A 22,781-nucleotide genomic window follows, 5' to 3' on the forward strand; every position below is an offset into this window, starting at 1 on the left:
ACCGTGCGTGTCGTCTGCGCCGTCGTGCTGGCCTTCGAGGTCATCGTCATCGGCCTCTTCATCCCCGTGGCCGTGACCCTGGCGGGTATGGACCCCGTCTTCGCCGGAAGCCTGTGGGGCACCATGGCCGTCGCGGCCCTGGTGCTCGCCGGGCTCCAGAAGTACCGCTGGGCCCACTACGCGTCCTGGGCGCTCCAGGCCGCGTTCCTGTTCACCTCGTTCATGCTCCCGGGGGGCATGCTGGTCGCCGTGGTCTTCGTGTCCCTGTGGGTGACCGGTGTCATCCTGGGCCGGCGGACCGACGAGATGAAGGCCGCCCACAGGGCGCGGGCCGAGGCCGAGGCCGCCCGGGAGGCCGAGACCGCCGTCGGGGCCTCGTCGGAGTCCTGAACGCGATAGTGTGACGCACGTTTCCGCGTGCACAGACGCCGTGGGCGTCGTGCCCTCGCGCCACGCGGAGTCCAGTGAGGAGTTGAATCGCACGTGGAACGCAGCCTCGTACTCATCAAGCCGGACGGCGTCCGCCGCAACATCGTCGGCGAGGTCATCTCGCGCATCGAGCGCAAGGGCCTGAAGATCGTCGCGATGGAACTGCGCACGCTCGACGCCGACACCGCCAAGACCCACTACGAGGAGCACTCCGAGCGGCCGTTCTTCGGCTCCCTGGTGGAGTTCATCACCGGTGGCCCGCTGGTGGCGCTGGTGGTCGAGGGCGAGCGCGCCATCGAGGCGTTCCGCGCCCTCGCCGGTGCGACGGACCCGGTCACCGCCTCCCCGGGCACCATCCGCGGCGATTTCGCCCTGGAGGTGCAGCAGAACATCGTGCACGGCTCGGACTCCACCTACTCCGCCGAGCGCGAGATCAAGCTGTTCTTCCCCGACCTGGGTTGATCCCGGTCGCCGGAACCCGTGGCAGAAGGGCCGCCCCCACCGGGGGCGGCCCTTCGCGCCGTCCGGGGGCGATTGCGCCGAACCCCCCGCACGGCAGGGGCTTCGCGGCTACGCTGTACCTTTCCGGAACCTCCGCCGTGTCCGGGCCCCTCCGTCGGGGGCGGGAGTCCTCGGCGGACCGCTCGACGGGCGGCCGTTCCCCGTCCTCCCCAGGCGTCCCCCGGAGCGTCCAGGGCCCCGCCCGAGCCCCGCCGCCCTCCGGCGGCCGGGCCGTGCCGTCCCCCCGCCCTTCCGTCTGCGCGCCGTGGACCCGGGGAAGACAACGATTCGGTGTGTTTGCGTAACCAGGTAAGTGCCGACCGTTACGATACGGGGGACTGAATACCTATCGTGCCGGAACGACTACGTATGGTCGCCCCGTGCAACCACGTCCGACACGGCGCCTCTGAGGACGTTACATGCCGAACAACCTTGCTTTTCTCGGCCGGGACATGGCCGTCGACCTGGGGACCGCCAACACGCTCGTGTACGTGCGTGGCCGCGGCATCGTCCTGAACGAACCCTCGGTCGTCGCCCTCAACACCTCGACCGGCAAGATCGTCGCCGTGGGCATCGAGGCCAAACAGATGATCGGCCGCACCCCGACCAACATCACCGCCATCCGCCCCCTCAAGGACGGCGTCATCGCCGACTTCGAGATCACCGAGCGGATGCTGCGCTACTTCATCCAGAAGATCCACCGCCGCCGCCACTTCGCCAAACCCCGCATCATCGTCGCCGTCCCCAGCGGTATCACCTCCGTGGAGCACCGCGCGGTCAAGGAGGCCGGATACCAGGCGGGCGCCCGCCGGGTCTACATCATCGAGGAGCCCATGGCCGCCGCCATCGGCGCCGGGCTCCCCGTCCACGAGCCCACCGGCAACATGGTCGTCGACATCGGCGGCGGCACCACCGAGGTCGCCGTCATCTCCATGGGCGGCATCGTCACCTCCCAGTCCATCCGGGTCGGCGGCGACGAGCTGGACCAGGCGATCATGACCTTCGTCAAGAAGGAGTACTCCCTGATGATCGGGGAGCGCACCGCCGAGGAGCTCAAGCTCGCCATCGGCTCGGCCTACCCGACCGGGGCCGAGGAACTGCACGCCGAGGTGCGCGGCCGCGACCTGATCAGCGGCCTGCCCAAGACCATCGTCATGGCCGAGTCCGACGTCCGCCAGGCCGTCGAGGAACCCGTCACCGCCATCATCGACGCGGTCCGCACCAGCCTCGACAAGTGCCCGCCCGAGCTGTCCGGCGACATCATGGACCGCGGCATCGCCGTCACCGGCGGCGGCGCCCTGCTGCGCGGCCTGGACGAGCGCCTCCTGCACGAGACCGGGATGCCCATCCACGTCGCGGACAACGCCCTGGACTCGGTCGCCATCGGCTCCGGCACCTGCGTGGAGAACTACGAACGCCTCCACCAGGTCCTCGTCCCCGAGCGGCGGCGCTGATGCTGCGCGACAGCCCGAGGTCCCGGCTCACCCTGACGGTGCTCGTCGTCCTGTCGGTGGTCCTGCTGGTCCTGGACGGGCGTCCCGGCCGGGACCCGGTCACCGCGGCGGCCCGCGCGGGCGGCGAACTGGTCTTCGCCCCCGCCGCCGCGGGCGTGGGGTACGTGGCCGCGCCGGTCGGCGACCTCTACGACACCGTGCGGCGCGCGCCCGGGGCCGCCGACCGCATCGCCGAACTCGAAGAGGCCAACGCCGAACTGGAGGAGGAGCTGCACGCCGCCCGCCTCGACGAGGGCCGCGCCGAGCACCTCGACGAACTTCTGCACCTGTCCGGGCTGGGCGGCTATGAGATCGTCCCCGCCCAGGCGGTCACCCGAACCACCCCGCGCGGCTACGCCGACGTCGCCACCATCGACGCCGGGACCGAGTCCGGGATCGACACCGACATGACCGTGGTCAACGGCCGGGGGCTGGTCGGCCGGGTCATCGAGGCCGGTCCGCGCACCGCCACCGTGCTGCTCGCCACGGACGTCACCTCGGCGGTCGGCGCCCGCCTGGAGTCGACCCGCAAGATCGGCGTCGTCACCGGCGGCACCGTGCCCGGCGGGCCCGCGGCCGACCTCACCCTGGAGCTGTTCGACATGGAGGCCCCGGTGGAGGCCGGGGACCGGCTGGTCACCCTCGGCTCGCACGAGGGGGCGCCGTTCGTCCCGGGTGTGCCCATCGGCACCGTCGAGGACGTGCAGGTCTCCCCGGGGGCGCTCAGCCGTATCGCGGTGCTGACACCCGCGGTCGACTTCGCCTCGCTGGACCTGGTCGGCGTCGTCGTCGCCGGTCCCGCCGAGGACCCCAGGGACTCCGTGCTCCCGCCCAAGCCCGACGCACCCGAGAGGGAGAAGTAGCCATGAGGTCCGCCGTGACCCTGCTCGCGGTGGCCGCGGTCGTGCTCGTCCAGGCGGTGGTCGTCAACCGGCTGCCGTTCGGCGCGCTCTCCGACGGCGGCCCCGGTCCCGACCTGGCGGTCGCCGCCGTCGTCGCCCTGGCCCTGACCACCGGACCCGCGGCCGCCGCGGGCTGGGGGTTCGGTATCGGCCTGGCCCTGGACGTGCTGCCCCCGGCCGACCACGCGATCGGCCGCTACGCCCTGATCCTGTGCCTGGCCGGGTACCTGGTGTCGCTGATCCACCGCAACACCGGGGCGCCCGGCGGGGTGGGCGCCCGCACCTCGCGCCTGTTCGCCCTGGGCACCGTCCTGGTCACCGCGCTCGGCGTCGGCCTGGCCTACGCCGGGCTGGGCGTGCTCATGGGCGACCCGCGCACCGGCCTGTCCGACATCGCGGTCGCCGTCGGTGTCGGCGCCGGGCTCACCCTGGCGGCGGCCCCGCTGGTGACCCTGCCCCTGCTGTGGCTGCGCGAGGCCCTGTCGGACCACGAGTTCGCCACCGTCCAGGGGCCCATGTCCCCCCGGGGGTGGTGACCGTGCGCCGACCTCCGGTGGACCCGACCCTGCCCGGACCGCGCCTGGGGCGTGTCGGCCTCGTCCTCGCACAGATCCTCGTCGTGGCCCTGTTCGCCACCCTGGGCGCGCGCCTGTGGTACCTCCAGATCCCGATGGCCGACCACTACCGGGACCTGGCCGTCGCCAACCACCACCAGCGGCTCGTCGTGCCCGCTACCCGCGGCCAGATCCTCGACGCCACCGGCCGCCCCATGGTCGCCAACCGCACCGAACTCGTCGTCTCCGCCGACTACCACGAGCTCATGGGCATGGACGACGGCGGCGAACAGGTCCTGTCCGACCTCTCCGGGGTCCTCGACGTCCCGGTGGAGGAGCTCCGGCAGCGCATGCGCCTGTGCGGACCCGAGGTGGAGCGGCCCTGCTGGCCCGGCTCCCCCTACCAGCCGGTCACCCTGGCCGAGGACATCGAGCCGGCCATCGCGCTACAGATCATGGAGAGCTCCGACGACTTCCCCGGCATCACCGCACAGGCCCACGCCGTGCGCGAGTACCCCAACGGCGCCCGGGCCGGGCAGATCCTCGGCTACCTCCAGCCCGTCACCCAGGAGGAGCTGGAGGCGCGCGAGGAACTGCGCACCCAGTTCACCGGCATCGACCAGGTCGGCCGCGACGGCCTGGAAGCGGTCTACGACTCGCAGCTGCGCGGCACCGCGGGCGTGCGCACCCTGGGCGTGAACAACCACGGCGAGGTCATGGACGTCATCTCCGACCGGCCGCCCGAGGCGGGGATGCACATCATCACCCACCTGGACATGGGCGTGCAGGAGATCGTCGAGGACGCGCTCGCCGAGGGGATGCGGGCCGCCCGCCCCCGGTACAGGGCCGACTCCGGGGCCGCCATCGTCATGGACGTGCGCAACGGCGGCATCATCGCGATGGCCAGCCTGCCCACCTACGACCCCGCCATCTGGCAGGGCGGCATCGACCAGGAGACCTTCGACGAGCTGCTCAGCGCCGAGGCCGGGGAGCCGCTGCTGTCGCGCGCGGTCCAGGGCCAGTACCCGCCCGGCTCCACGTTCAAGGTGTCGTCGCTGTCGGCCGCGGTCGAGAACGGCTACTCGCTGCGCAGCACCTACGCCTGCCCCGGATCGGTCAACATCGCCGGGCAGAACTACGAGAACTACGCGGGCGGCGGGCACGGCACCATCGACCTGCACCGGGCCATCGTGGTCTCCTGCAACACGATCTTCTACAACTTCGGCTACCAGCTCTGGCTCAAGGACGGCGGCCTCGAACCCGAGGGCGAGCCCAAGGAGGCCATGGCCGAGATGGCCCGCGGGTACGGGTTCGGCGCCCCCACCGGCATCGACCTGCCCTATGAGACGAGCGGGCGCATCCCCGACCGCGAGTGGAAGCGCACCTTCTGGGAGGAGACCCGGGAGAACAACTGCCGCCGCGGCGAGGAGGGCTACCCCGAGATCGCCAAGACCAACCCGTCCCACGCCGCCTACCTCAAGCTCCTGGCCTACGAGCAGTGCGTGGAGGGGTTCCAGTGGCGGGCCGGGGAGGCCGTCAACTTCTCGATCGGCCAGGGCGACGTGCTGGTCAGCCCGCTCCAACTGGTCCGCGCCTACGCCGCCATCGCCAACGGCGGCACCGTGTACGAGCCCCGGGTGGCCCGGGCGCTGGTCTCGGCCGACGGCCGTGTCGTGGAGGAGATCGAGCCGGTCGTCGCCGGTAAGGTGCCGGTGAAGGACGAGACCCTCCGCTACCTCCAGGACGCACTGGAGGAGGTCACCAAGACGGGCACCGGCGGCGGCGCCTTCGGGGACTTCCCGCAGGACCGGGTGTCCGTCGCCGGCAAGACCGGTAGCGCCGACGCCCAGAACCGGCAGGTGTCGTCCTGGTTCGTGTCCTACGCGCCCGCCGACGACCCGCGGTTCGCCGTCGTCGTGTTCGTCTCCCAGGGTGGCACCGGAGGTGCCACCTCCGCGCCCATCGCCCGGAAGATCTACGAGGGCATCTACGGGTTCGGCGACTTCGAGGAGCCCGCCCTGCCCGGCGGTGAGCCCCGCGCCGACCTGCCCGTGGTGCGCCCCGACGGTTCCATCGACCCTCTGGACCGGTGACCCATGACCGTACACGCCCCGCGCGGGATCGACCTGGGCCGCACCGCGGTGACCGCCGCCGGCGCAGCCCGCAGGCTGGACTGGGTCCTGGTGCTGGCGGTGGCCGCGCTGTGCGCGATCGGCTCCCTGCTGGTGTGGTCGGCCACCCAGCCCGGTGACGGCGGGAACCCGCTGGACGCCACCGAGCACCTGCGCAAGCACCTGGCCCACCTGGCCGTGGGCTGGGCGGTGTGCCTGGCCGTGGCCGCCGTCGACTTCCGGACGGTCCGCGCGTACGCGCCCGTCGTCTTCATCGTCACCGTCGTCGCGCTGGCCCTGGTGCTGACACCGCTGGGCGCCGTCATCAACGGCTCGCGCGGGTGGATCGTGGTGGGCGGCTTCCAGTTCCAGCCCAGCGAGCTGTCCAAGGTGGGTCTCATCCTGGTGCTGGCCACCCTGCTGGGGGAACCCCGCGACGGCGAGACCCGGCCGATGACCCGGGACGTGCTGTTCTGCCTGCTGGCGCTCGCGGTACCGCTCTCCCTGGTCATGCTCCAGCCCGACCTGGGCACCACACTGGTGCTGGGGGCCATCTTCCTGGGGATGCTGACGCTGTCCGGGGCGCCGGTCTTCTGGGTGGCCGGCATGCTGCTGTCCGGGGTGGCGGCCGGGTTCTGCGTCTGGTGGTTCGACATGCTGGAGCCCTACCAGCTGGACCGCATCGCCACGCTGGTGGACCCGTCGGCGGACCCGCAGGGCGCCGGGTACAACTCCAACCAGGCGCTCATCGCCGTCGGGTCGGGCGGGTTCGACGGGACCGGGCTGTTCCGGGGGGAGCAGACGCACGGCCGGTTCGTGCCCGAACAGCACACGGACTTCATCTTCACGGTCGCCGGGGAGGAGTTGGGGTTCGTCGGGGCCGGGCTGGTCATCGGACTGTTCGCGGTGATCCTGTGGCGGATCCTGCGCATCGCCCTGGGCTGCGACCAGCCCTACCCGCGCCTGCTGTGCGTGGGGGTGGCGTCCTGGTTCGGATTCCAGACCTTCATCAACATCGGCATGGGGCTGGGGATCGTCCCGGTGACCGGTCTGCCGCTGCCGTTCGTCTCCTACGGCGGCACGGCGCTGCTGGCCAACCTGCTGGCGTTGGGACTGGTGCTCGGGGTGAACTCCCGGGACCGGGGGTTCGAATAGGGGGCACGCCCCCTGGAGCGTCGTGACTTTCGCGCGGGTGCGTCCTTACAGGTCATCGCGATGGCCGACCGGCGCTGGCGGGCCATCACGCGTCGGCGGTCCGCTGACCGGGGTGGAGGCCCCGCCGAAGGCGGCGGCACACCGGCCCGGCGGACACCGCCGACGCGTGTCTGCGAGAACCGGGCCGGAAAAGCCACACCAAAAGCCACACCACTCGGTGGGACACCATCCGAACAGGTCCTGTGGAGAACCCGGAACGGGGACGGCCGCGCCGGTAGCCTGAAAGGGCAGCTTGGTCCACGTCCGCCGATCGAAAGTCTCCAGACCCATGACCGTCGAAAGCCTCTTTCCGCGACTGGAGCCCCTGCTGGCCCGGGTGGGCAAGCCCATCCAGTACGTGGGCGGTGAGCTCAACTCCGTCGTCAAGGAGTGGGACGACACCCGGGTGCGCTGGGCACTGATGTACCCCGACGCCTACGAGGTGGGGGTGCCCAACCAGGGCGTGCAGATCCTGTACGAGGTCCTCAACGAGCGCGAGGGGGTGCTGGCCGAGCGCGCGTACGCGGTCTGGCCGGACATGGAGGCCCTGCTGCGCGAGCACGGGGTCGAGCACTTCACCGTCGACTCCCACCGTCCACTGGGCGCCTTCGACCTCATCGGGGTCAGCTTCGCCAGCGAGATGGGCTACACCAACCTGCTCACCGCGCTGGACCTGGCCCGGATCCCGCTGCGCACGGCGGACCGGCGCGAGGGGCACCCGATCGTGCTGGCCGGCGGGCACTCGGCGTTCAACCCCGAGCCCATGGCCGACTTCCTGGACGCGGTGGTGCTCGGCGACGGCGAGGAGATCAGCCTGGCGATCACCGAGATCGTCCGCGAGTTCAAGGACGAGGGGGAGCCAGGAGGGCGCGACGGGCTGCTGCTGCGGCTGGCCGCCACCGGCGGGGTGTACGTGCCGCGCTTCTACGACGTGGACTACCACGAGGACGGGCGCATCGCCGCGTACTCGCCCAACCGGCCGGGGGTGCCCGAGACGGTCCTCAAGCACACCGTCATGGACCTGGACCGGTGGCCCTACCCGAAGAAGCCGATCGTGCCCACCGCGGAGTCGGTGCACGAGCGCTACAGCGTGGAGATCTTCCGCGGCTGCACCCGCGGCTGCCGGTTCTGCCAGGCGGGGATGATCACCCGGCCGGTGCGCGAGCGCAACAAGGAGACCATCACCTCCATGGTCCGCGAGGGGGTGAAGAACTCCGGCTTCCAGGAGGTGGGCCTGCTGTCGCTGTCCAGCGCCGACCACAGCCAGATCAAGGACATCGCCAAGGAGCTGGCCGACGGCTACGAGGGCACCAACACCGGGCTGTCGCTGCCCTCCACCCGGGTGGACGCCTTCAACATCGACCTGGCCAACGAGCTCACCCGCAACGGCCGCCGCTCGGGGCTGACCTTCGCCCCGGAGGGCGGCAGCGAGCGGATGCGCCGGGTCATCAACAAGATGGTCACCGAGGAGGACCTGATCCGCACGGTCACCGCCGCCTACGCGGCGGGCTGGCGGCAGGTCAAGCTGTACTTCATGTGCGGGCTGCCCACCGAGGAGGACGAGGACGTGCTGGCCATCGCGGACCTGGCCACCGAGGTCATCCGCACCGGCCGCGAGGTGACCGGGCGCCGGGACATCCGCTGCACGGTGTCGATCGGCGGGTTCGTGCCCAAGCCGCAGACCCCGTTCCAGTGGGCGGCCCAGACCTCGCACGAGGTGGTGGACGCCCGGCTGCGCAAGCTGCGCGACCGGCTGCGCTCGGACCGCGCCTACGGCAAGGCCATCGGGCTGCGCTACCACGAGGGGCGGCCGTCGATCATCGAGGGCCTGCTCTCCCGGGGCGACCGCCGGGTGGGCCGGGTCATCGAGGAGGTGTGGCGTTCGGGCGGCCGGTTCGACGGCTGGAGCGAGCACTTCTCCTACGAGCGCTGGAGCAGGGCGGCCGAGGCCGGCCTGGCCGAATACCCGGTGGACGTCGACTGGTACACCACGCGTGAGCGGGACGAGGACGAGGTGCTGCCCTGGGACCACCTGGACGCGGGACTGGACCGCTCCTGGCTGTGGCAGGACTGGCAGGACTCCCTGCACGGCGAGGAGTCGCTGGAGGTCGACGACTGCCGCTGGAACCCCTGCTATGACTGCGGCGTGTGCCCCAGCATGGGAACCGAGATCCAGATCAACGCCCCGGCGGAGGGCCGCCCCACCCTCCCCCTCACCGTCGTCTGACGGCAAGTGCGGTCCATGAGCGCCCTCCGGCAGGTCCCGGCCCGCCTTCCGACCTTCCGGTCGGCCCTGGGTCCTCAGCGGGATTCGTCGTTCCTGTCCGGAAGGCGTCCGCGGGCATTCGCCCGCGGGCCCACGTGACCGCACAAGAGCCCGGCCGCGGGCCCCACCCACGGTGACCGGGGACCGGGCACCGTCCGGTATCCCGGCGCCCCGTCTCCGCCCGCCGGGACCCGGTGCGGTGACACGGGCCGCCGCCTGCTCCTCGTCCAGGAGGGCGAAGAGGAGGCCCACGGTCGTCACCCCGGTCTCCGGAGCCTCCCCGGCGTCGCGCCGACGCCGACCCCGGTACGGGCGGGGGCGCCCCGGCGCGGCTTCGGGACGGAGCAGCGGACCGGCGCGGGCCGAGCGGTGCGCGGGGCGGCCCTCACCTCCGGGCCGCGACCGGATCCGGCCGCTCAGGGCCGCAGTGCGCCCTGGACGGTGAACAGGTGGTTGCGGGTCCGGGGGTCGGCCCTCGACGCCGGGACCCACCGGCCCGATCGCCAAGTGCGCATCTCATAGCCCCGCGACCGTAGGGCGCCGACGACCTCGGCACCGGACAGCCCGTACTTGTCCAGGTGCCGGTCCTCCACCTCCAGCAGTAGGGCGGGCCGGTCCCGGGCCAACACCTCAAAGGCTCCCTCCAGCACCGACATCTCGAAGCCCTCCGTGTCGATCTTCATGAACGCCACCCGGTCCACCCCCGCCGCTGCGCACACCGCGTCGACGGTGTCCGCCCGGACGCGCAGGGTCCGCTCCGAGGAGAAGGAGATCCGCCGTCCCGGCCGCCGCAGCCCCGACCGCGGGTACGCCCACCCGTGGACCGGCAGCCCGAACCGGTAGGGGAGCGCGAGGTCCAGCTCCCCCGCCCGTGGGCCCAGCGCGGTGTTGTGCGTGATCACGTGGCGGGCGCCCGAGGCCCGCCGGCCCGCGTCGAGGATCCGGTAGGGGACCGGCAGCGGCTCGAAGGCGTGCACCGCCCCCCGGGACCCGACCAGCGCGGCCAGCGGGTGTGTGTACATGCCGTACCCTGCCCCGATGTCCAGGCACACGTCCCCGGGGCGCACGAACCGTGACAACCCCAGGATCTCGGGTTCGCTCAGCGACACCACTGCGCACCCCCGCAGCAGCCCGGCTGCGGCGCGCGATCGGAGGGGCACCGCCTCCCCTGTTCGGTCGACGACCATACGTCCGTCCTTTCGTCCGCTCGATGCGCACGAAGTTAGGGCGGCCGGGGGCGTGTGCGGATCCCCCCGCAGAGCCCAATCGACCGGGCCCGCCTGGCTCGGCGGAGCCAGGCGCTCAGCGCCCTCCGGCCGTGACCAGTCCGCTCTCGTAGGCGAACACCACGGCCTGGGCCCGGTCGCGCAGGCCGAGTTTGGCGAACACGCGACCCAGGTGGGACTTCACGGTCTCCTCGGCGATGCCCAGTGCGGCGGCCGCCTCGCGGTTGTCCGACCCGGCCGCGACCGCCCGCAGCACGTCGGTCTCCCGGGCGGTCAGTGCCGCCAACCGGGCCGCCTCGGCGGGAGGCCTCCCGGGGGAGCGGGCCGCGAACGCCTCGATCAACCGCCGGGTCACCGCAGGGGCCAGCAGGGCATCGCCCTCCGCGACCACGCGCACCGCTGTGACCAGGTCCTCCGGCGGGGAGTCCTTGAGCAGGAACCCCGAGGCTCCCGCGCGCAACGCCGCGTACACGTACTCGTCCGCGTCGAAGGTCGTCAGGATGACCACGCGCGGCCGGTACCCGTCGGAGGACAGCAGCTCCCGCGCGGCCTCCAACCCGTCCATGACGGGCATCCGCACGTCCAGGAGCACGACGTCCGGGTGCAGTTCGCGAGCCATGGCGAGGGCGGCCCGACCGTCCCCCGCCTCGCCCAGCACGAGGATGTCGCGTTGCGCCGCCAGCAGGGCGGAGAACCCGGCCCGCACCATGGCCTGGTCGTCCGCGATCAGGACCGAGATCACCGCATCCGCCTTCGCTCACGTCGTGTCCGGAACCCGATGAGTCTCCACCGGGGATCGGTCCGCCGTCGCTCCCGGTGACCGGTTCCGGCCACCGGGACCGGCAGCCGGACCAGCAGTTCGAACCCGCCGTCCCAGCACGGACCGGCGCTCAGCGTGCCGCCCAGAGCGGTCACGCGTTCGCGCAGCCCGGCCAGGCCGTGCCCGGACCCCGGGAGGGGGTGGACCGGACCGGTGGCGGGCGGAGGGGCGTTGACCACCGACACGGTGACGGCGTCGTCGGACGCCTCCACGCGCACCCGCGTGGGAGCCCCGGGCGCGTGCCGCAGCACGTTGCCGGTCCCCTCCCGCACGGTTCTGTGGACGAGGAGCGCGATGTCCTCCCCGGGCAGGGGATCCCCCGGCATCTCCAGTTCGACGGGGGTGCCCGCGCGGCGTACCGCCTCGACCACGGCGACCGTGTCCTCGGGGCCGGGGGCCGGGCGGCCCTCCGCCCCGCGCAGGACACCCACCAGGTCGCGCATCTCCGCCAGAGCCGCGCGCGAGGCCGCGCCGATCTCTTCCAGTTCCGCGCGGGCCGCCCCGCCCAGGTCACCGGACAGCCGGTAGGGGGCGGTCCCGGTGCGCACGGCGATCGCCGACATGTGGTGGGCGACCACGTCGTGCAGTTCCCGCGCTATCCGCAGCCGCTCCTCCGTCAACCGGCGCCGGCCGCGTTCCTCCGCCACCGCCAGCGAGTCCAGGCGGTGGACCGCCCGGGCCCGGCCGAGCAGTGCCGCCGTGCACACCAGCAGCGACCACAGCAGCAGGCCCGTCATCGCGCCGTAGGGGTCGGTCAGGGCCAGGGCCGTGGCGAGTCCGGCGGCCAGGGTCAGCGCCAGCGCGGGGACCCACACCCGGCGCGGCACGGACAGCGCGAGCACGTACACCACGGGCAGCAGCAGGGCCAGTTCGTCCAGGGACCACGGGACGGGGGGCGGCGCCGGGAGCAGGGGGCGCAGCGGGACGGCCGCGACCAGCAGCGCCCAGGCCGACGGCCAGGCGGCCGCGGGCCGCCACCGGCACAGCGCCAGGGGGGCGGCCGTGACCAGGGAGATCACGGGGCCCGCCGGGCCGAGGCCGTGGCCGATGCCCAGGACCGCGGACCGGAACACGAAAAGTGCGCAGGCCGCCGCCGCGAAGGGCCACACGGGCAGCAGGGGGAGTTCGCCCCCGTCCGGGCCGGGGTGCGGTGACGGGGGGACCCGGGCCGTTCGCGCGAGGCGGATCCAGGCCCGAACCGCGGACACGGCGCTGTCGATCACACCGCACAGCTTAGGGAGGCCCGGAGAAGGAGGGGGCGCGCAGAGGGAGCACAGGGGCGGTGGAGTAGGATTCCCGCTCCGGGCGCCGCCTGTGCGGCGGTCCTCGACCCTGTGAAGGGGAGCGCCCGGGGGAGAGAAGGTGTACGGCCCGGCGCCCCGCTCGCGCCGGGCCGTACGTGTAATAGGACTCGCGGCTCCGTGGGGGGGTTGCCATGGGTTCGGGATTTTCTTTGGATTTTTTTTCCGGACCCCCGCGTTCTGGTGGTGAACACCGGTTCACTCGGCGCGCAACCTTCGCGGCGGCCCGCTCGAAGTCCCATCGGGACTTTTCGAGCGCAGGTCAGTGGGGCAGATACCGGATGCGTGGTCCTGTCGGACGCACGTGCAACGGGGCACCCGCCGGTTCGCCGGTCCAGGTGCACCATCGCGCACCGTACGCTGAACAGGACGAGGAACAGTCCATCGCCGGTCGCCCCGCGGCCGCTCCGAGGGACATGAGGAAAGGAGTTGAGCTGCCCCCCGCACCCGAGGGCACCACTTCACCCTCCACCGCCGCACCCGGACAACGGCTTCGCGTCCGCTACGCCAAACGCGGGCGCATGAGGTTCGCCAGCCACCGGGACATCGCCCGGGCACTGGAGCGAGCCCTGCGCCGGGCGGACGTACCGGTGGCCTTCTCCGCCGGCTTCTCGCCCCACCCGAAGGTCTCCTACACCGGCGCGGCCCCCACCGGGGTCGCCAGTGAGGCGGAGTATCTCGAACTCACCCTCGCGCAGGAGCGGGAACCCGTCCGGGTCGGGACCGACATCGACGCGGCCATGCCGGACGGCATCGACATCATCGAGGTCGTCGAGGCCCGGGTTCCGGGACTGGCCGAGCGGCTCCAGGCCTCCGTATGGCGGGTGGAACTGGACGGGGTCGGAGTCGACGAGGCGGAGAGCGCCGTCGGGGCCTACCTGGCGGCCGAGACCGTCGAGGTGGAGCGGATGACCAAGAAGGGCCGCCGCCGATTCGACACCCGACCGGCGGTGGTCGGCATCGATGTGTGTCGTGGACCCGGGCGTGCCCCGAGGGAGCAGGACACCACATATGCCATACTTCGGATGGTCGTACGGCACACCACACCGGCCGTTCGACCGGACGACGTGCTGACCGGCCTCCGCCACGTGGCCGACCTCGCGCCGCAGTCATCAGTGACGATGACCCGGCTGGCGCAGGGGCCACTGAACGAGGCGACAGGTGCGATCGCTGACCCGCTCGCCGTGGACCGAAACGAATCCGGACCGGCGGACGACGCCGAAGAGCGGGGCGACAGCGCACCACAGCCGTCGGCGCCCATGACGGGACCGCGCTGATGAGCGGCCCCGAAGCGGGGAACGTGGGCGCCACCACAGGACTTTGCCCCGACGGCACCCCGGTGCCGTCGGCGCTGACACTGCGACGACAGTTCTCGTGAGCCGCGCCGCCGACCGAGAGGTCGCGGCGCGCCCGGGGACTTTGACGGGAGACCGCCCGGATGCTCGACAACGAGCCCAGCAACGGTGCAGACGACACCGTGGGTACAACTGAAACAACCGAAACGAGGGCGGCGACGTCCCCCGTGGGGGGAGGCGAGGTGCGCGTGACCACGCCCGCACCGGCCAAGGGCGTGCGCCGCGCGGCAGGACCGCCCCCCGAGCCCGACGACGTCTTCGTCCCCCCGGCCAAGCCCGTGACCACGCTCGCGGGCTCCGGCGAGGGCGGCACGGTCAAGGTCACCTCCGCGACCCCGGTGCGGCGACGCACGGTGCGCGTCGAGGACCGGCCGCTGGACGTCCCCGCGACCCCTCCGGCCGCCCAGAGGGCTCCGGAGAAGGAGAAGGCCCCGGAGAAGGAGAAGAAGGACGGGCCCGAGGCCGCCGAGCCCGCCAAGAAGACCCGTACGCGCCGCACCCGCGCGGCCGCCGTCGAGCCCCCCGCGGCGGCCGAGCCCGAACCCCGGACCCGTGCGCGCCGTTCGCGCACCCGGGCCGCCGCCGAGCCCGAGGCCGCACCCGAGACCACCGCCGTCTCCGAGACCGAGGAGGAGCAGGAGGAGGCCGCCCGGACCGGCGCCGTCTTCCAGGCCCCCTCCATGCTCTTCCAGCCTCCCGTGGTGGCCGCCGCGCCGCCCGCCGCCCCCGCGCCGCTCAAGGGTGACACCGAGGACGAGGACGACACGGAGGACGAGGCGGACGAGGAGACCGCCGAGGACGAGTCCGCCGAGGAGACCGCTGAGGAGACCGGCGCGGAGGAGTCCGCCGAGGAGCGGCCCGGACGCCGCCGTCGCCGCCGCGGCGGCCGGGGCCGCGGCCGCTCGCGTTCCGGTGACGACGCCGAGGACACCGAGGACGAGGCCGAGGCCGCCGTCGAGGAGGCCGGCTCCGAGGACTCCGCCGACGCCGCCGAGGAGGACGAGCGCGGCGGTAGCCGCCGTCGCCGCCGTCGCCGCCGCCGTTCCGCCGGCGGGGGGAGCGAGGCCACCCCCGACGACCCGCCCAACACCGTGGTCCGGGTCCGCGAGCCGCGCGCGGAGCGGCCCATCTCGGACGAGGTCCAGGCCGTGCGCGGGTCCACCCGCCTGGAGGCCAAGAAGCAGCGCCGCCGCGAGGGCCGCGAGCAGGGCCGCCGCCGCGCCCCGATCGTCACCGAGTCGGAGTTCCTGGCCCGTCGCGAGGCGGTCAAGCGCGACCTGGTCATCCGCCGCACCGGCGACCGCACCCAGATCGCCGTCCTTGAGGACGACATCCTCGTCGAGCACTACGTCGACCGTGCCACCCACCGCTCCTACGTGGGCAACGTGTACCTGGGCCGGGTGCAGAACGTGCTGCCGTCGATGGAGGCCGCGTTCGTCGACATCGGCAAGGGCCGCAACGCCGTCCTGTACGCGGGCGAGGTCAACTGGGACTCGTTCGGCCTGGACGGCCAGCCCAAGCGCATCGAGTCGGTGCTCAAGTCCGGCCAGTCGGTCCTGGTGCAGGTCACCAAGGACCCGATCGGTCACAAGGGCGCGCGCCTGACCAGCCAGATCAGCCTGCCCGGCCGTTACCTCGTGTACGTGCCCGGCGGTTCGATGACCGGTATCAGCCGCAAGCTCCCCGACAAGGAGCGCGCCCGCCTCAAGCAGATCCTCAAGAAGGTCATGCCCTCCGGCGCGGGCGTCATCGTCCGCACCGCCGCCGAGGGCGCCAGCGAGGAGGAGCTGGAGCGCGACATCTCCCGCCTGGCCAACCAGTGGGAGTCCATCAAGCGCAAGTCCAAGTCGGCCAACGCCCCGGCCCTGCTCAACAGCGAGCCCGACCTGACCATCCGGGTCGTACGGGACGTGTTCAACGAGGACTTCTCCAGCCTGGTGGTCTCCGGTGACGAGGCCTGGGACACCGTGCACGACTACGTCGAGCACGTGGCGCCCAACCTCGCCGAGCGGGCCTCCCACTGGACCGAGGACCGCGACGTCTTCGCCGCCTACCGGATCGACGAGCAGATCAACAAGGCGCTGGACCGCAAGGTCTGGCTGCCCAGCGGCGGTTCGCTCATCATCGACCGCACCGAGGCGATGACGGTCGTCGACGTCAACACCGGCAAGTTCACCGGTCAGGGCGGCAACCTTGAGGAGACCGTCACCAAGAACAACCTGGAGGCGGCGGAGGAGATCGTCCGCCAGCTCCGGTTGCGCGACATCGGCGGCATCATCGTCATCGACTTCATCGACATGGTCCTGGAGTCCAACCGCGACCTGGTGCTGCGGCGGATGCTCGAATGCCTGTCCCGGGACCGCACCAAGCACCAGGTGGCCGAGGTCACCTCGCTGGGCCTGGTGCAGATGACCCGCAAGCGGGTGGGGCAGGGGCTGCTGGAGGCCTTCTCCCACACCTGCGAGCACTGCAGCGGCCGCGGCCTGATCCTGGCCACCGAACCGGTGGAGGGCAAGGGGGCCGCCACCGGCGGCAACGGCGGCGGACGCAAGAAGAAGGGCAAGGGCAAGGGGGAGGCCGAACCGGCCGAGACCCCCGCGGCGCAGGAGAGCGCCGTCGAGGAGCCCGAGCCCGCGGCCCCGGTCGCGGAGGAGGCCCCCGAGCCCGCCGACAAGCCGGCCAAGAAGTCGGAGAAGAAGGCCGCCAGGGGCAAGAAGGCCGACGACACCGACGCGGAGGAGAAGGCCGAACCCAAGCGGACCCGCAAGCGCACCACGCGCTCGCGTAAGACCGCGGAGGGCAAGGCCGCCGACCAGGCCGCCGAGCCGGCACCGGTCGCCGAGGAGCCGCAGGAGGCCGCAGAGGCGGCCGCGGACGGGGCACCGCCCGAGGAGGCCCCGGCCGCGCGCCGGACCCGGCGCACCGCGACCCGCCGGACCGCCCGCGTGGCCGCCGAGGCCGTGGGCGAGCCGGAGACCGTGACCGATACCACCGCGTCGGCCGAGGGCGACGAGGAGGCCGGGGAGCGGCCCAAGCGCCGCCGCACCCGGCGGACCAGGGCGGCGGCCTCGTCCACCGCCGTGGACGCCGGCTGAGCCGAGCGGGACGTGGGCCCGGTCCGGGCCGGGGGCACCCCCCGGCCCGGACCGCGGCACGTGTGCAGGCCCGTGGCGGGGCGATGGTAATCTGATGGACGGTGCGTCGGCGCGCTCCTCGTGATCGCGCGCCCCGACACCAAGTGCTCTCCACGCAGGGTTTGTTTCCCTCAGATCCCCGCGCCCCGCTACAGGCAACAGTGGATCGTGGAACGAGGACTCCCCGTAGTTCCCACACGGGGCGGTCCTCCCGGCCCGCCCGTCAGGGCATCCGGCCGGACCCGGACCCCGAACACATGTCTCGGGGATTGGTCCCGAGCATTATTCGTTGAGCGAGCAGGAAGAGAGTTACGCGGTGTACGCGATCGTGCGAGCGGGCGGCCGTCAGGAGAAGGTGTCCGTCGATGACGTCCTGAACATCGACAAGGTCTCTGCCGAGGCCGGCGCCACCATCACGTGGCAGCCCATCCTCGTCGTGGAGGACGGCAACGTCGTCAGCGACACGGACAAGCTGAGCGGCTACACGGTCACCGCCGAGGTTCTCGGCGAGACCAAGGGCCCCAAGATCAACATCCTGAAGTACAAGAACAAGACCGGTTACAAGAAGCGCCAGGGTCACCGCCAGAAGCACACCCAGGTCCGCGTCACCGGCATCTCGGCGAAGTAGGAGGATCTGAGAGATGGCACATAAGAAGGGCGCATCGTCCAGCCGTAACGGCCGCGACTCGAACGCCAAGCGCCTGGGTGTCAAGCGCTTCGGCGGCCAGGCCGTCCAGGCCGGCGAGATCCTCATCCGCCAGCGCGGCACCAAGTTCCACCCTGGCGCCAACGTGGGCCGTGGCGGCGACGACACGCTGTTCGCGCTGGTCGCCGGCGAGGTCAAGTTCGCCAACTTCCGTGGCCGCAAGGCCGTGAACATCGTTCCCGCCGCCGCCGAGTAGGGCACGCGCGAACGTTCGTTGTTCACAGAGGCGGGCCAGGGAACACTGGCCCGCCTCTGGTGTTGTCACCAGGTGACGCACACATTTCCCACCGGGCCGCCCCGCGGCCGGAGCAGTGAACCGAGGAGAACCATGCCCGACTTCGTCGACGAGGCGGTCTTGCACGTCAAGGCCGGGAACGGCGGGCACGGTTGCGCCTCCGTCCACCGCGAGAAGTTCAAGCCGCTGGGCGGGCCCGACGGCGGCAACGGCGGCCGGGGCGGCGACGTCGTCCTGGAGGTCGACGCCCAGACCGCCACCCTGCTGGACTACCAGCGCCGCCCGCACCGCAACGCCCAGAACGGCACCCCGGGCATGGGCGGCCACCGCAGTGGGGCCAACGGCGACGACCTGGTCCTGTACGTGCCCGACGGCACCGTGGTCACCCGCATGGACGGCGAGGTCATCGCCGACCTGGTCGGCCACGGCACCCGCCTGGTGCTCGCCCAGGGCGGCAGCGGCGGCCTGGGCAACGCCGCACTGGCCTCCAAGAAGCGCAAGGCCCCCGGCTTCGCCCTCAAGGGCGAGGAGGGCGAGGCGTTCGACGTGCGCCTGGAGATGAAGACCATCGCCGACGTCGGCCTGGTGGGCTTCCCCAGCGCCGGGAAGTCCTCGCTCATCGCCGCGATGTCGGCCGCCCGGCCCAAGATCGCCGACTACCCGTTCACCACCCTGATCCCCAACCTCGGTGTGGTCGAGGCGGGCACCACCCAGTACGTGATCGCCGACGTGCCCGGCCTGATCCCCGGCGCCAGCGACGGCAAGGGCCTGGGCCTGGAGTTCCTGCGCCACATCGAGCGCTGCTCCACCCTGCTGCACGTCCTGGACTGCGCCACCTACGAGCCGGGCCGCGACCCGGTCAGCGACCTGGAGGCCCTGGAGGCGGAGCTGACCGCCTACGGAGAGGCCACCGGCGTCGACCTGTCCGACCGCCCGCGCATCGTCGTCCTGAACAAGGTCGACGTGCCCGAGGCCCGCGAACTCGCCGAACTCGTCGGACCCATGCTCACCGAACGCGGCTACCGGGTGCTGGAGGTCTCCGCCGCCTCCCGCGAGGGGCTGCGCGAGCTGTCCTTCGCCCTGGCCGAGCAGGTCTCCGCGGCCCGCGAGGCCGCTCCGGCCGCCGAGCCCACCCGCATCGTCATCCGGCCCAAGATGATCGGCGACGTGCCCTTCGAGGTCGTCCCGCTGGGGAACAACGCCTTCCAGGTCCGCGGTGAGAAGCCCGCCCGCTGGGTGAGCCAGACCGACTTCTCCAACGACGAGGCCGTCGGCTACCTCGCCGAGCGCCTCAACCGCCTGGGCATCGAGGAGCAGCTGGCCAAGGCCGGGGCCACCGAGGGCGCCGAGGTCCACATCGGTACCGAGGAGGACTCCGTGGTCTTCGACTGGGACCCGTCCCTGGACGCCGAGGCCGTCCCGTCCGGCCCGCGCGGGACCGACGCCCGGCTGGGCTGAACCGCGCGGGGAAGCATCGGCCCGGCCGCACAGGCAAGACGGGCGCGGCTCCGCCGCCCGGACCGCGCCCTCGGATGGAAAGCCCCCTTACGGTGCACAGCGCAGAACAACTCGAACAGACCGGCTCCGTTCAGGAGGCCCGCGGGCGTGCGGCCGTCGCCGCCGCCCGCCGGGTCGTCGTCAAGGTGGGGTCGTCGTCGCTGACGACCCCCGACGGCCGGATCGACTCCGGCCGCATCCGGGACCTGGTCGAGGTGCTGGCGTCCCGCCGCGCCCTGGGCCAGGAGGTCATCCTGGTCTCCTCCGGTGCGGTGGCCGCCGGCATGACCCCGCTGGGGATGCGCACGCGCCCCCGTGACCTGGCCTCCCAGCAGGCCGCCGCCAGCGTCGGCCAGGGCCTGCTGCTGGCCGCCTACACCGCCGAGCTGGCGGGGCACGGCATCAACACCGCCCAGATCCTGCTCACCGTCGAGGACCTGATGCGGCGGGTGCAGCACCGCAACGCCCAGCGCACGCTGCGCCGCCTGCTGGACATCGGCGCCCTGCCGATCGTCAACGAGAACGACACCGTCGCCACCCACGAGCTGCGGTTCGGCGACAACGACCGGCTGGCCGCCCTGGTGGCCCACCTGATGAAGGCCGACGCCCTGGTCCTGCTGTCGGACGTGGACGCCCTCTACGACGGGAACCCGGCCGAGCCGGGCTCCCGGGTGGTGGGCCTGATCTCCGGTCCGGACGACCTGGAGGGCATCGACATCGGCTCCTCGGGCAAGCGCGGAGTGGGCACCGGCGGCATGGTCACCAAGGTGGCCTCGGCGCGCATCGCCACCGAGGCGGGGGTGAACACCCTGCTCACCTCCGCCGCCAACGCCCGCGCGGCGCTGGCGGGGGAGGGGGTCGGCACGCTCTTCGCCGCCGCCTCGGGGCGGCGCCCCTCGGCCCGCCAGCTGTGGCTGGCCCACGCCACCGCCGGGCGCGGCAGCCTGGTCCTGGACCCGGGCGCGGTGGCCGCGGTGGCCCGCGACAAGGCGTCGCTGCTGCCCGCCGGGGTGGTGGACGTGCTCGGGGAGTTCAGCGCCGGGGACCCGGTGGACCTGCGCGACGAGCAGGGCACCGTGGTGGCCCGCGGCCTGGTCAACTACGACTCCGCCGAGGTGCCCGACCTGATGGGCCGCTCCACCCGGTGGCTGGCCCGGGAACTGGGCCCCTCCTACGAGCGCGAGCTGGTCCACCGCGACGACCTCGTCGTCCTGTGACCCCGGTCCGCGACACAGATCAGCCGGGTTGCCTGGTTCCGAGGCGTTCTTCCACGGCTCGGAACCAGGCGTCGGCGTGCGGGCACTGGCGTCGGATCTCCTCCACACCGGCCAAACAGACGGTGTCGGGGCCGTCCCTGGTCTTGCGGTAGGTCGGGTACAACCCCTCGATCCGTTTCGAGGGCGCGGTGTTCGGACCGTCGTTGACCAGCTCAGGACCTCCCGCGCTCTCGACGATTGCGCGGAGTGAGTCGGCAAGCCTCGGTTCTTCCACGAGTTCGCCCAGGGTCTCCGCACAGGCGAGTACCCAGGCCTCGGTCTCGTGCAGGATCAGGTAGGGAAGGAAACGGGGGTCGCCCACGGCCTCGGCGATGGCGGATTCCACATGGGCGACCCGGTCGTACGGCGTCCCTTGCGGCCTGTTCTTCATCCCCGGTGCGTCCGACGGGGCGCCGTAGTAGTCCACCAGGGTGGTGAGCACCTGGATCGAGGTGTCGCGCAGGAGCAGTCGGACATCCCGGTCCAGTGCGTTCCAACGGCCGACGCCTCCCTTGCTGTCGGGACCCGCGACGGTACGCCTCGTGGTGAGGACGGACACCGTCACGTAGGTGTCGTGTGAGGTGAAGTAAGGCCGCAGCGTCTCGGTGGCGAGGTTCTCCTCGGTCTGGCCCTCGCAGAGGATGTGCAGCCTGCGCACGTTCACCTTCGCTCGGAGCGGGGGCGTCCCCCCAGGAGGTTCTTCTGCCACAGTTCGCCCAGGGAGTACTCCTCCAGCCACATCTGGAGCTCTTCCGGCCTGGGCCGGTGGAAGACGGAGGCTCCCGCCTCCCGTTCGACCACGATCAGATCCTCCAACGCCACCTGGTCGATCAGGGTGACGGATTGGGTGGCGATGACGATCTGGCTGTCGACGCTCGCCGCATGGATCATCTCGCCGAGTTGCACGATGGCGTAGGGGTGCAGGCCGAGTTCGGGTTCGTCCAGAACGATGATCCCCGGTCTGCCCGGCATGTTGAGCAGGGTGGCCAGGCAGACGAAACGCAGGGTGCCGTCGGACATCGCGCTGGCAGGGAAGACGTTCTCGCTGTCCTGTTGGGTCCAGCGCAGCCGTACACGCTCGTTCTGTTCGACCAGCACGAAGTCGCGGAAGAACGGCGCGATGCCCCGCACATCGCGGAGGATGCGGTTGTAGACTTCGGGCTCCCCATCCCGCAGACGCAGCAGCACGGCAGCCAGGTTGGCGGCGTCGGGGTGCAGGGCGAGGTCGTCGGCCGTATAGCCGTTGCCCTTGACGGGGGCGTTGGCACTGGTGTCGTGGAAGTGGAAGACACGGCAGCCGCCGAGCCGCTCCAACACTGGCTCGGAGACCGACCGGAGTTCCGCGGAGGCCCCGACTTCGCCACTCGACACCTCGGGGAGCAGGCTTTCCTTCGATCCCCTTGTGACCGAGATGGCCGTAGGGGCGAGCCCTTCTTCAGCGGGCGCGGAGATCATCTCCCTGCTGAAGACCAGTGAGTCATCCGTTGTGGGAACCATTGCCGCTTCGTAGGTGACGAGGCCGAATCGTGCTCTGAGGATGATCTCGCCGCTCGGCTCCGGTCCCTTGTGGAGCAGGTTGGATGCCCCGCCGCTTTGAAGGGTGTGCATCCCCAGGCGTCCATCGGCGATCTTGCCGATCATCTCCAGCGCCGCGATGAAATTGCTCTTGCCCGACCCGTTCGCTCCGACCAGGACGTTGACATGCCCCAACTCGACCGTGGCCGAGCGAATCGAGGTCAGGCCTTCGATGGTCAGGGAGCTGAGTCTGCGGCGTTCCATACGACAACCCTAGCCAGAGCCG

At 72.0% G+C, this 22,781-nt stretch carries 19 protein-coding genes; 14 read left to right on the top strand and 5 right to left on the bottom strand.

Going from position 1 to position 22,781, the window contains the following annotated elements:
• Positions 1-3 precede the first annotated feature (3 nt).
• The 8 genes from QJS33_RS04220 to QJS33_RS04255 all read left to right on the top strand — a co-directional run bounded on the left by QJS33_RS04220 (position 4) and on the right by QJS33_RS04255 (position 9,411).
• Positions 4-390 (top strand): DUF4233 domain-containing protein, encoded by a 387-nt coding sequence (locus QJS33_RS04220; RefSeq protein ID WP_306366511.1) that lies wholly within the window; start codon positions 4-6, stop codon positions 388-390.
• Between the two features lie 93 nt (positions 391-483).
• Positions 484-891 (top strand): nucleoside-diphosphate kinase, encoded by a 408-nt coding sequence (gene ndk / locus QJS33_RS04225; RefSeq protein ID WP_306366512.1) that lies wholly within the window; start codon positions 484-486, stop codon positions 889-891.
• Positions 892-1,349: 458 nt separating this feature from the next.
• Entirely contained in the window at positions 1,350-2,384 is a 1,035-nt protein-coding gene (locus QJS33_RS04230) for a rod shape-determining protein (RefSeq protein ID WP_306366513.1), read from the top strand.
• Positions 2,384-3,286, top strand: coding sequence for a rod shape-determining protein MreC (gene mreC, locus QJS33_RS04235; RefSeq protein ID WP_306366514.1), 903 nt, complete (start codon positions 2,384-2,386; stop codon positions 3,284-3,286). The genes QJS33_RS04230 and mreC overlap by 1 nt, the downstream gene beginning before the upstream one ends.
• A gap of 2 nt (positions 3,287-3,288) precedes the next feature.
• A complete protein-coding gene (gene mreD, locus QJS33_RS04240) occupies positions 3,289-3,861 on the top strand; it encodes a rod shape-determining protein MreD (RefSeq protein WP_306366515.1) in 573 nt (190 codons plus the stop codon).
• Positions 3,862-3,863: 2 nt separating this feature from the next.
• Positions 3,864-5,972, top strand: a complete 2,109-nt coding sequence (gene mrdA / locus QJS33_RS04245) for a penicillin-binding protein 2 (protein ID WP_306366516.1) — start codon at positions 3,864-3,866, stop codon at positions 5,970-5,972.
• 3 nt (positions 5,973-5,975) lie between these two features.
• Positions 5,976-7,145: a rod shape-determining protein RodA gene (rodA, locus tag QJS33_RS04250; protein ID WP_306366517.1), complete on the top strand. Its 1,170-nt coding sequence runs from the start codon at positions 5,976-5,978 to the stop codon at positions 7,143-7,145.
• Positions 7,146-7,473: 328 nt separating this feature from the next.
• Positions 7,474-9,411 (top strand): TIGR03960 family B12-binding radical SAM protein, encoded by a 1,938-nt coding sequence (locus QJS33_RS04255; protein WP_306366518.1) that lies wholly within the window; start codon positions 7,474-7,476, stop codon positions 9,409-9,411.
• A gap of 455 nt (positions 9,412-9,866) precedes the next feature.
• Here QJS33_RS04255 and QJS33_RS04260 read toward each other — a convergent pair whose 3' ends face one another.
• The 3 genes from QJS33_RS04260 to QJS33_RS04270 all read right to left on the bottom strand — a co-directional run bounded on the left by QJS33_RS04260 (position 9,867) and on the right by QJS33_RS04270 (position 12,719).
• Complete coding sequence (locus QJS33_RS04260; protein WP_306366519.1) at positions 9,867-10,637, bottom strand: FkbM family methyltransferase; 771 nt, start codon at positions 10,635-10,637, stop codon at positions 9,867-9,869.
• Between the two features lie 115 nt (positions 10,638-10,752).
• Complete coding sequence (locus QJS33_RS04265; RefSeq protein ID WP_306366520.1) at positions 10,753-11,418, bottom strand: response regulator transcription factor; 666 nt, start codon at positions 11,416-11,418, stop codon at positions 10,753-10,755.
• Positions 11,415-12,719 carry a sensor histidine kinase gene (locus QJS33_RS04270; RefSeq protein WP_306366521.1) on the bottom strand — a complete coding sequence of 435 codons (1,305 nt, stop codon included), beginning with the start codon at positions 12,717-12,719 and terminating at the stop codon, positions 11,415-11,417. The genes QJS33_RS04265 and QJS33_RS04270 overlap by 4 nt, the downstream gene beginning before the upstream one ends.
• A 599-nt stretch (positions 12,720-13,318) precedes the next feature.
• Between QJS33_RS04270 and QJS33_RS04275 the strand changes: the two genes are divergently transcribed.
• The 6 genes from QJS33_RS04275 to proB all read left to right on the top strand — a co-directional run bounded on the left by QJS33_RS04275 (position 13,319) and on the right by proB (position 20,941).
• On the top strand, positions 13,319-14,074 hold the full coding sequence (locus QJS33_RS04275; RefSeq protein WP_306366537.1) for a TIGR03936 family radical SAM-associated protein: 756 nt from the start codon (positions 13,319-13,321) through the stop codon (positions 14,072-14,074).
• A gap of 161 nt (positions 14,075-14,235) precedes the next feature.
• On the top strand, positions 14,236-17,247 hold the full coding sequence (locus QJS33_RS04280) for a ribonuclease E/G (RefSeq protein WP_306366522.1): 3,012 nt from the start codon (positions 14,236-14,238) through the stop codon (positions 17,245-17,247).
• 355 nt (positions 17,248-17,602) lie between these two features.
• Positions 17,603-17,914, top strand: a complete 312-nt coding sequence (gene rplU, locus QJS33_RS04285; RefSeq protein WP_220565608.1) for a 50S ribosomal protein L21 — start codon at positions 17,603-17,605, stop codon at positions 17,912-17,914.
• 13 nt (positions 17,915-17,927) lie between these two features.
• On the top strand, positions 17,928-18,188 hold the full coding sequence (gene rpmA / locus QJS33_RS04290) for a 50S ribosomal protein L27 (RefSeq protein ID WP_073380480.1): 261 nt from the start codon (positions 17,928-17,930) through the stop codon (positions 18,186-18,188).
• A 132-nt stretch (positions 18,189-18,320) separates the two neighbouring features.
• Entirely contained in the window at positions 18,321-19,685 is a 1,365-nt protein-coding gene (obgE, locus tag QJS33_RS04295) for a GTPase ObgE (protein ID WP_306366523.1), read from the top strand.
• Between the two features lie 92 nt (positions 19,686-19,777).
• Complete coding sequence (gene proB / locus QJS33_RS04300; RefSeq protein ID WP_306366524.1) at positions 19,778-20,941, top strand: glutamate 5-kinase; 1,164 nt, start codon at positions 19,778-19,780, stop codon at positions 20,939-20,941.
• A gap of 19 nt (positions 20,942-20,960) precedes the next feature.
• Here the strand turns inward: proB and QJS33_RS04305 are convergent, their stop codons facing one another.
• Positions 20,961-21,638: a DUF4276 family protein gene (locus QJS33_RS04305; protein ID WP_306366525.1), complete on the bottom strand. Its 678-nt coding sequence runs from the start codon at positions 21,636-21,638 to the stop codon at positions 20,961-20,963.
• A 2-nt stretch (positions 21,639-21,640) separates the two neighbouring features.
• Positions 21,641-22,759, bottom strand: coding sequence for an AAA family ATPase (locus tag QJS33_RS04310; protein ID WP_306366526.1), 1,119 nt, complete (start codon positions 22,757-22,759; stop codon positions 21,641-21,643).
• Positions 22,760-22,781 lie beyond the last annotated feature (22 nt).

The sequence above is a fragment of the Nocardiopsis sp. CC223A genome, assembly GCF_030766825.1.
Classification (GTDB): Bacteria; Actinomycetota; Actinomycetes; order Streptosporangiales; family Streptosporangiaceae; genus Nocardiopsis.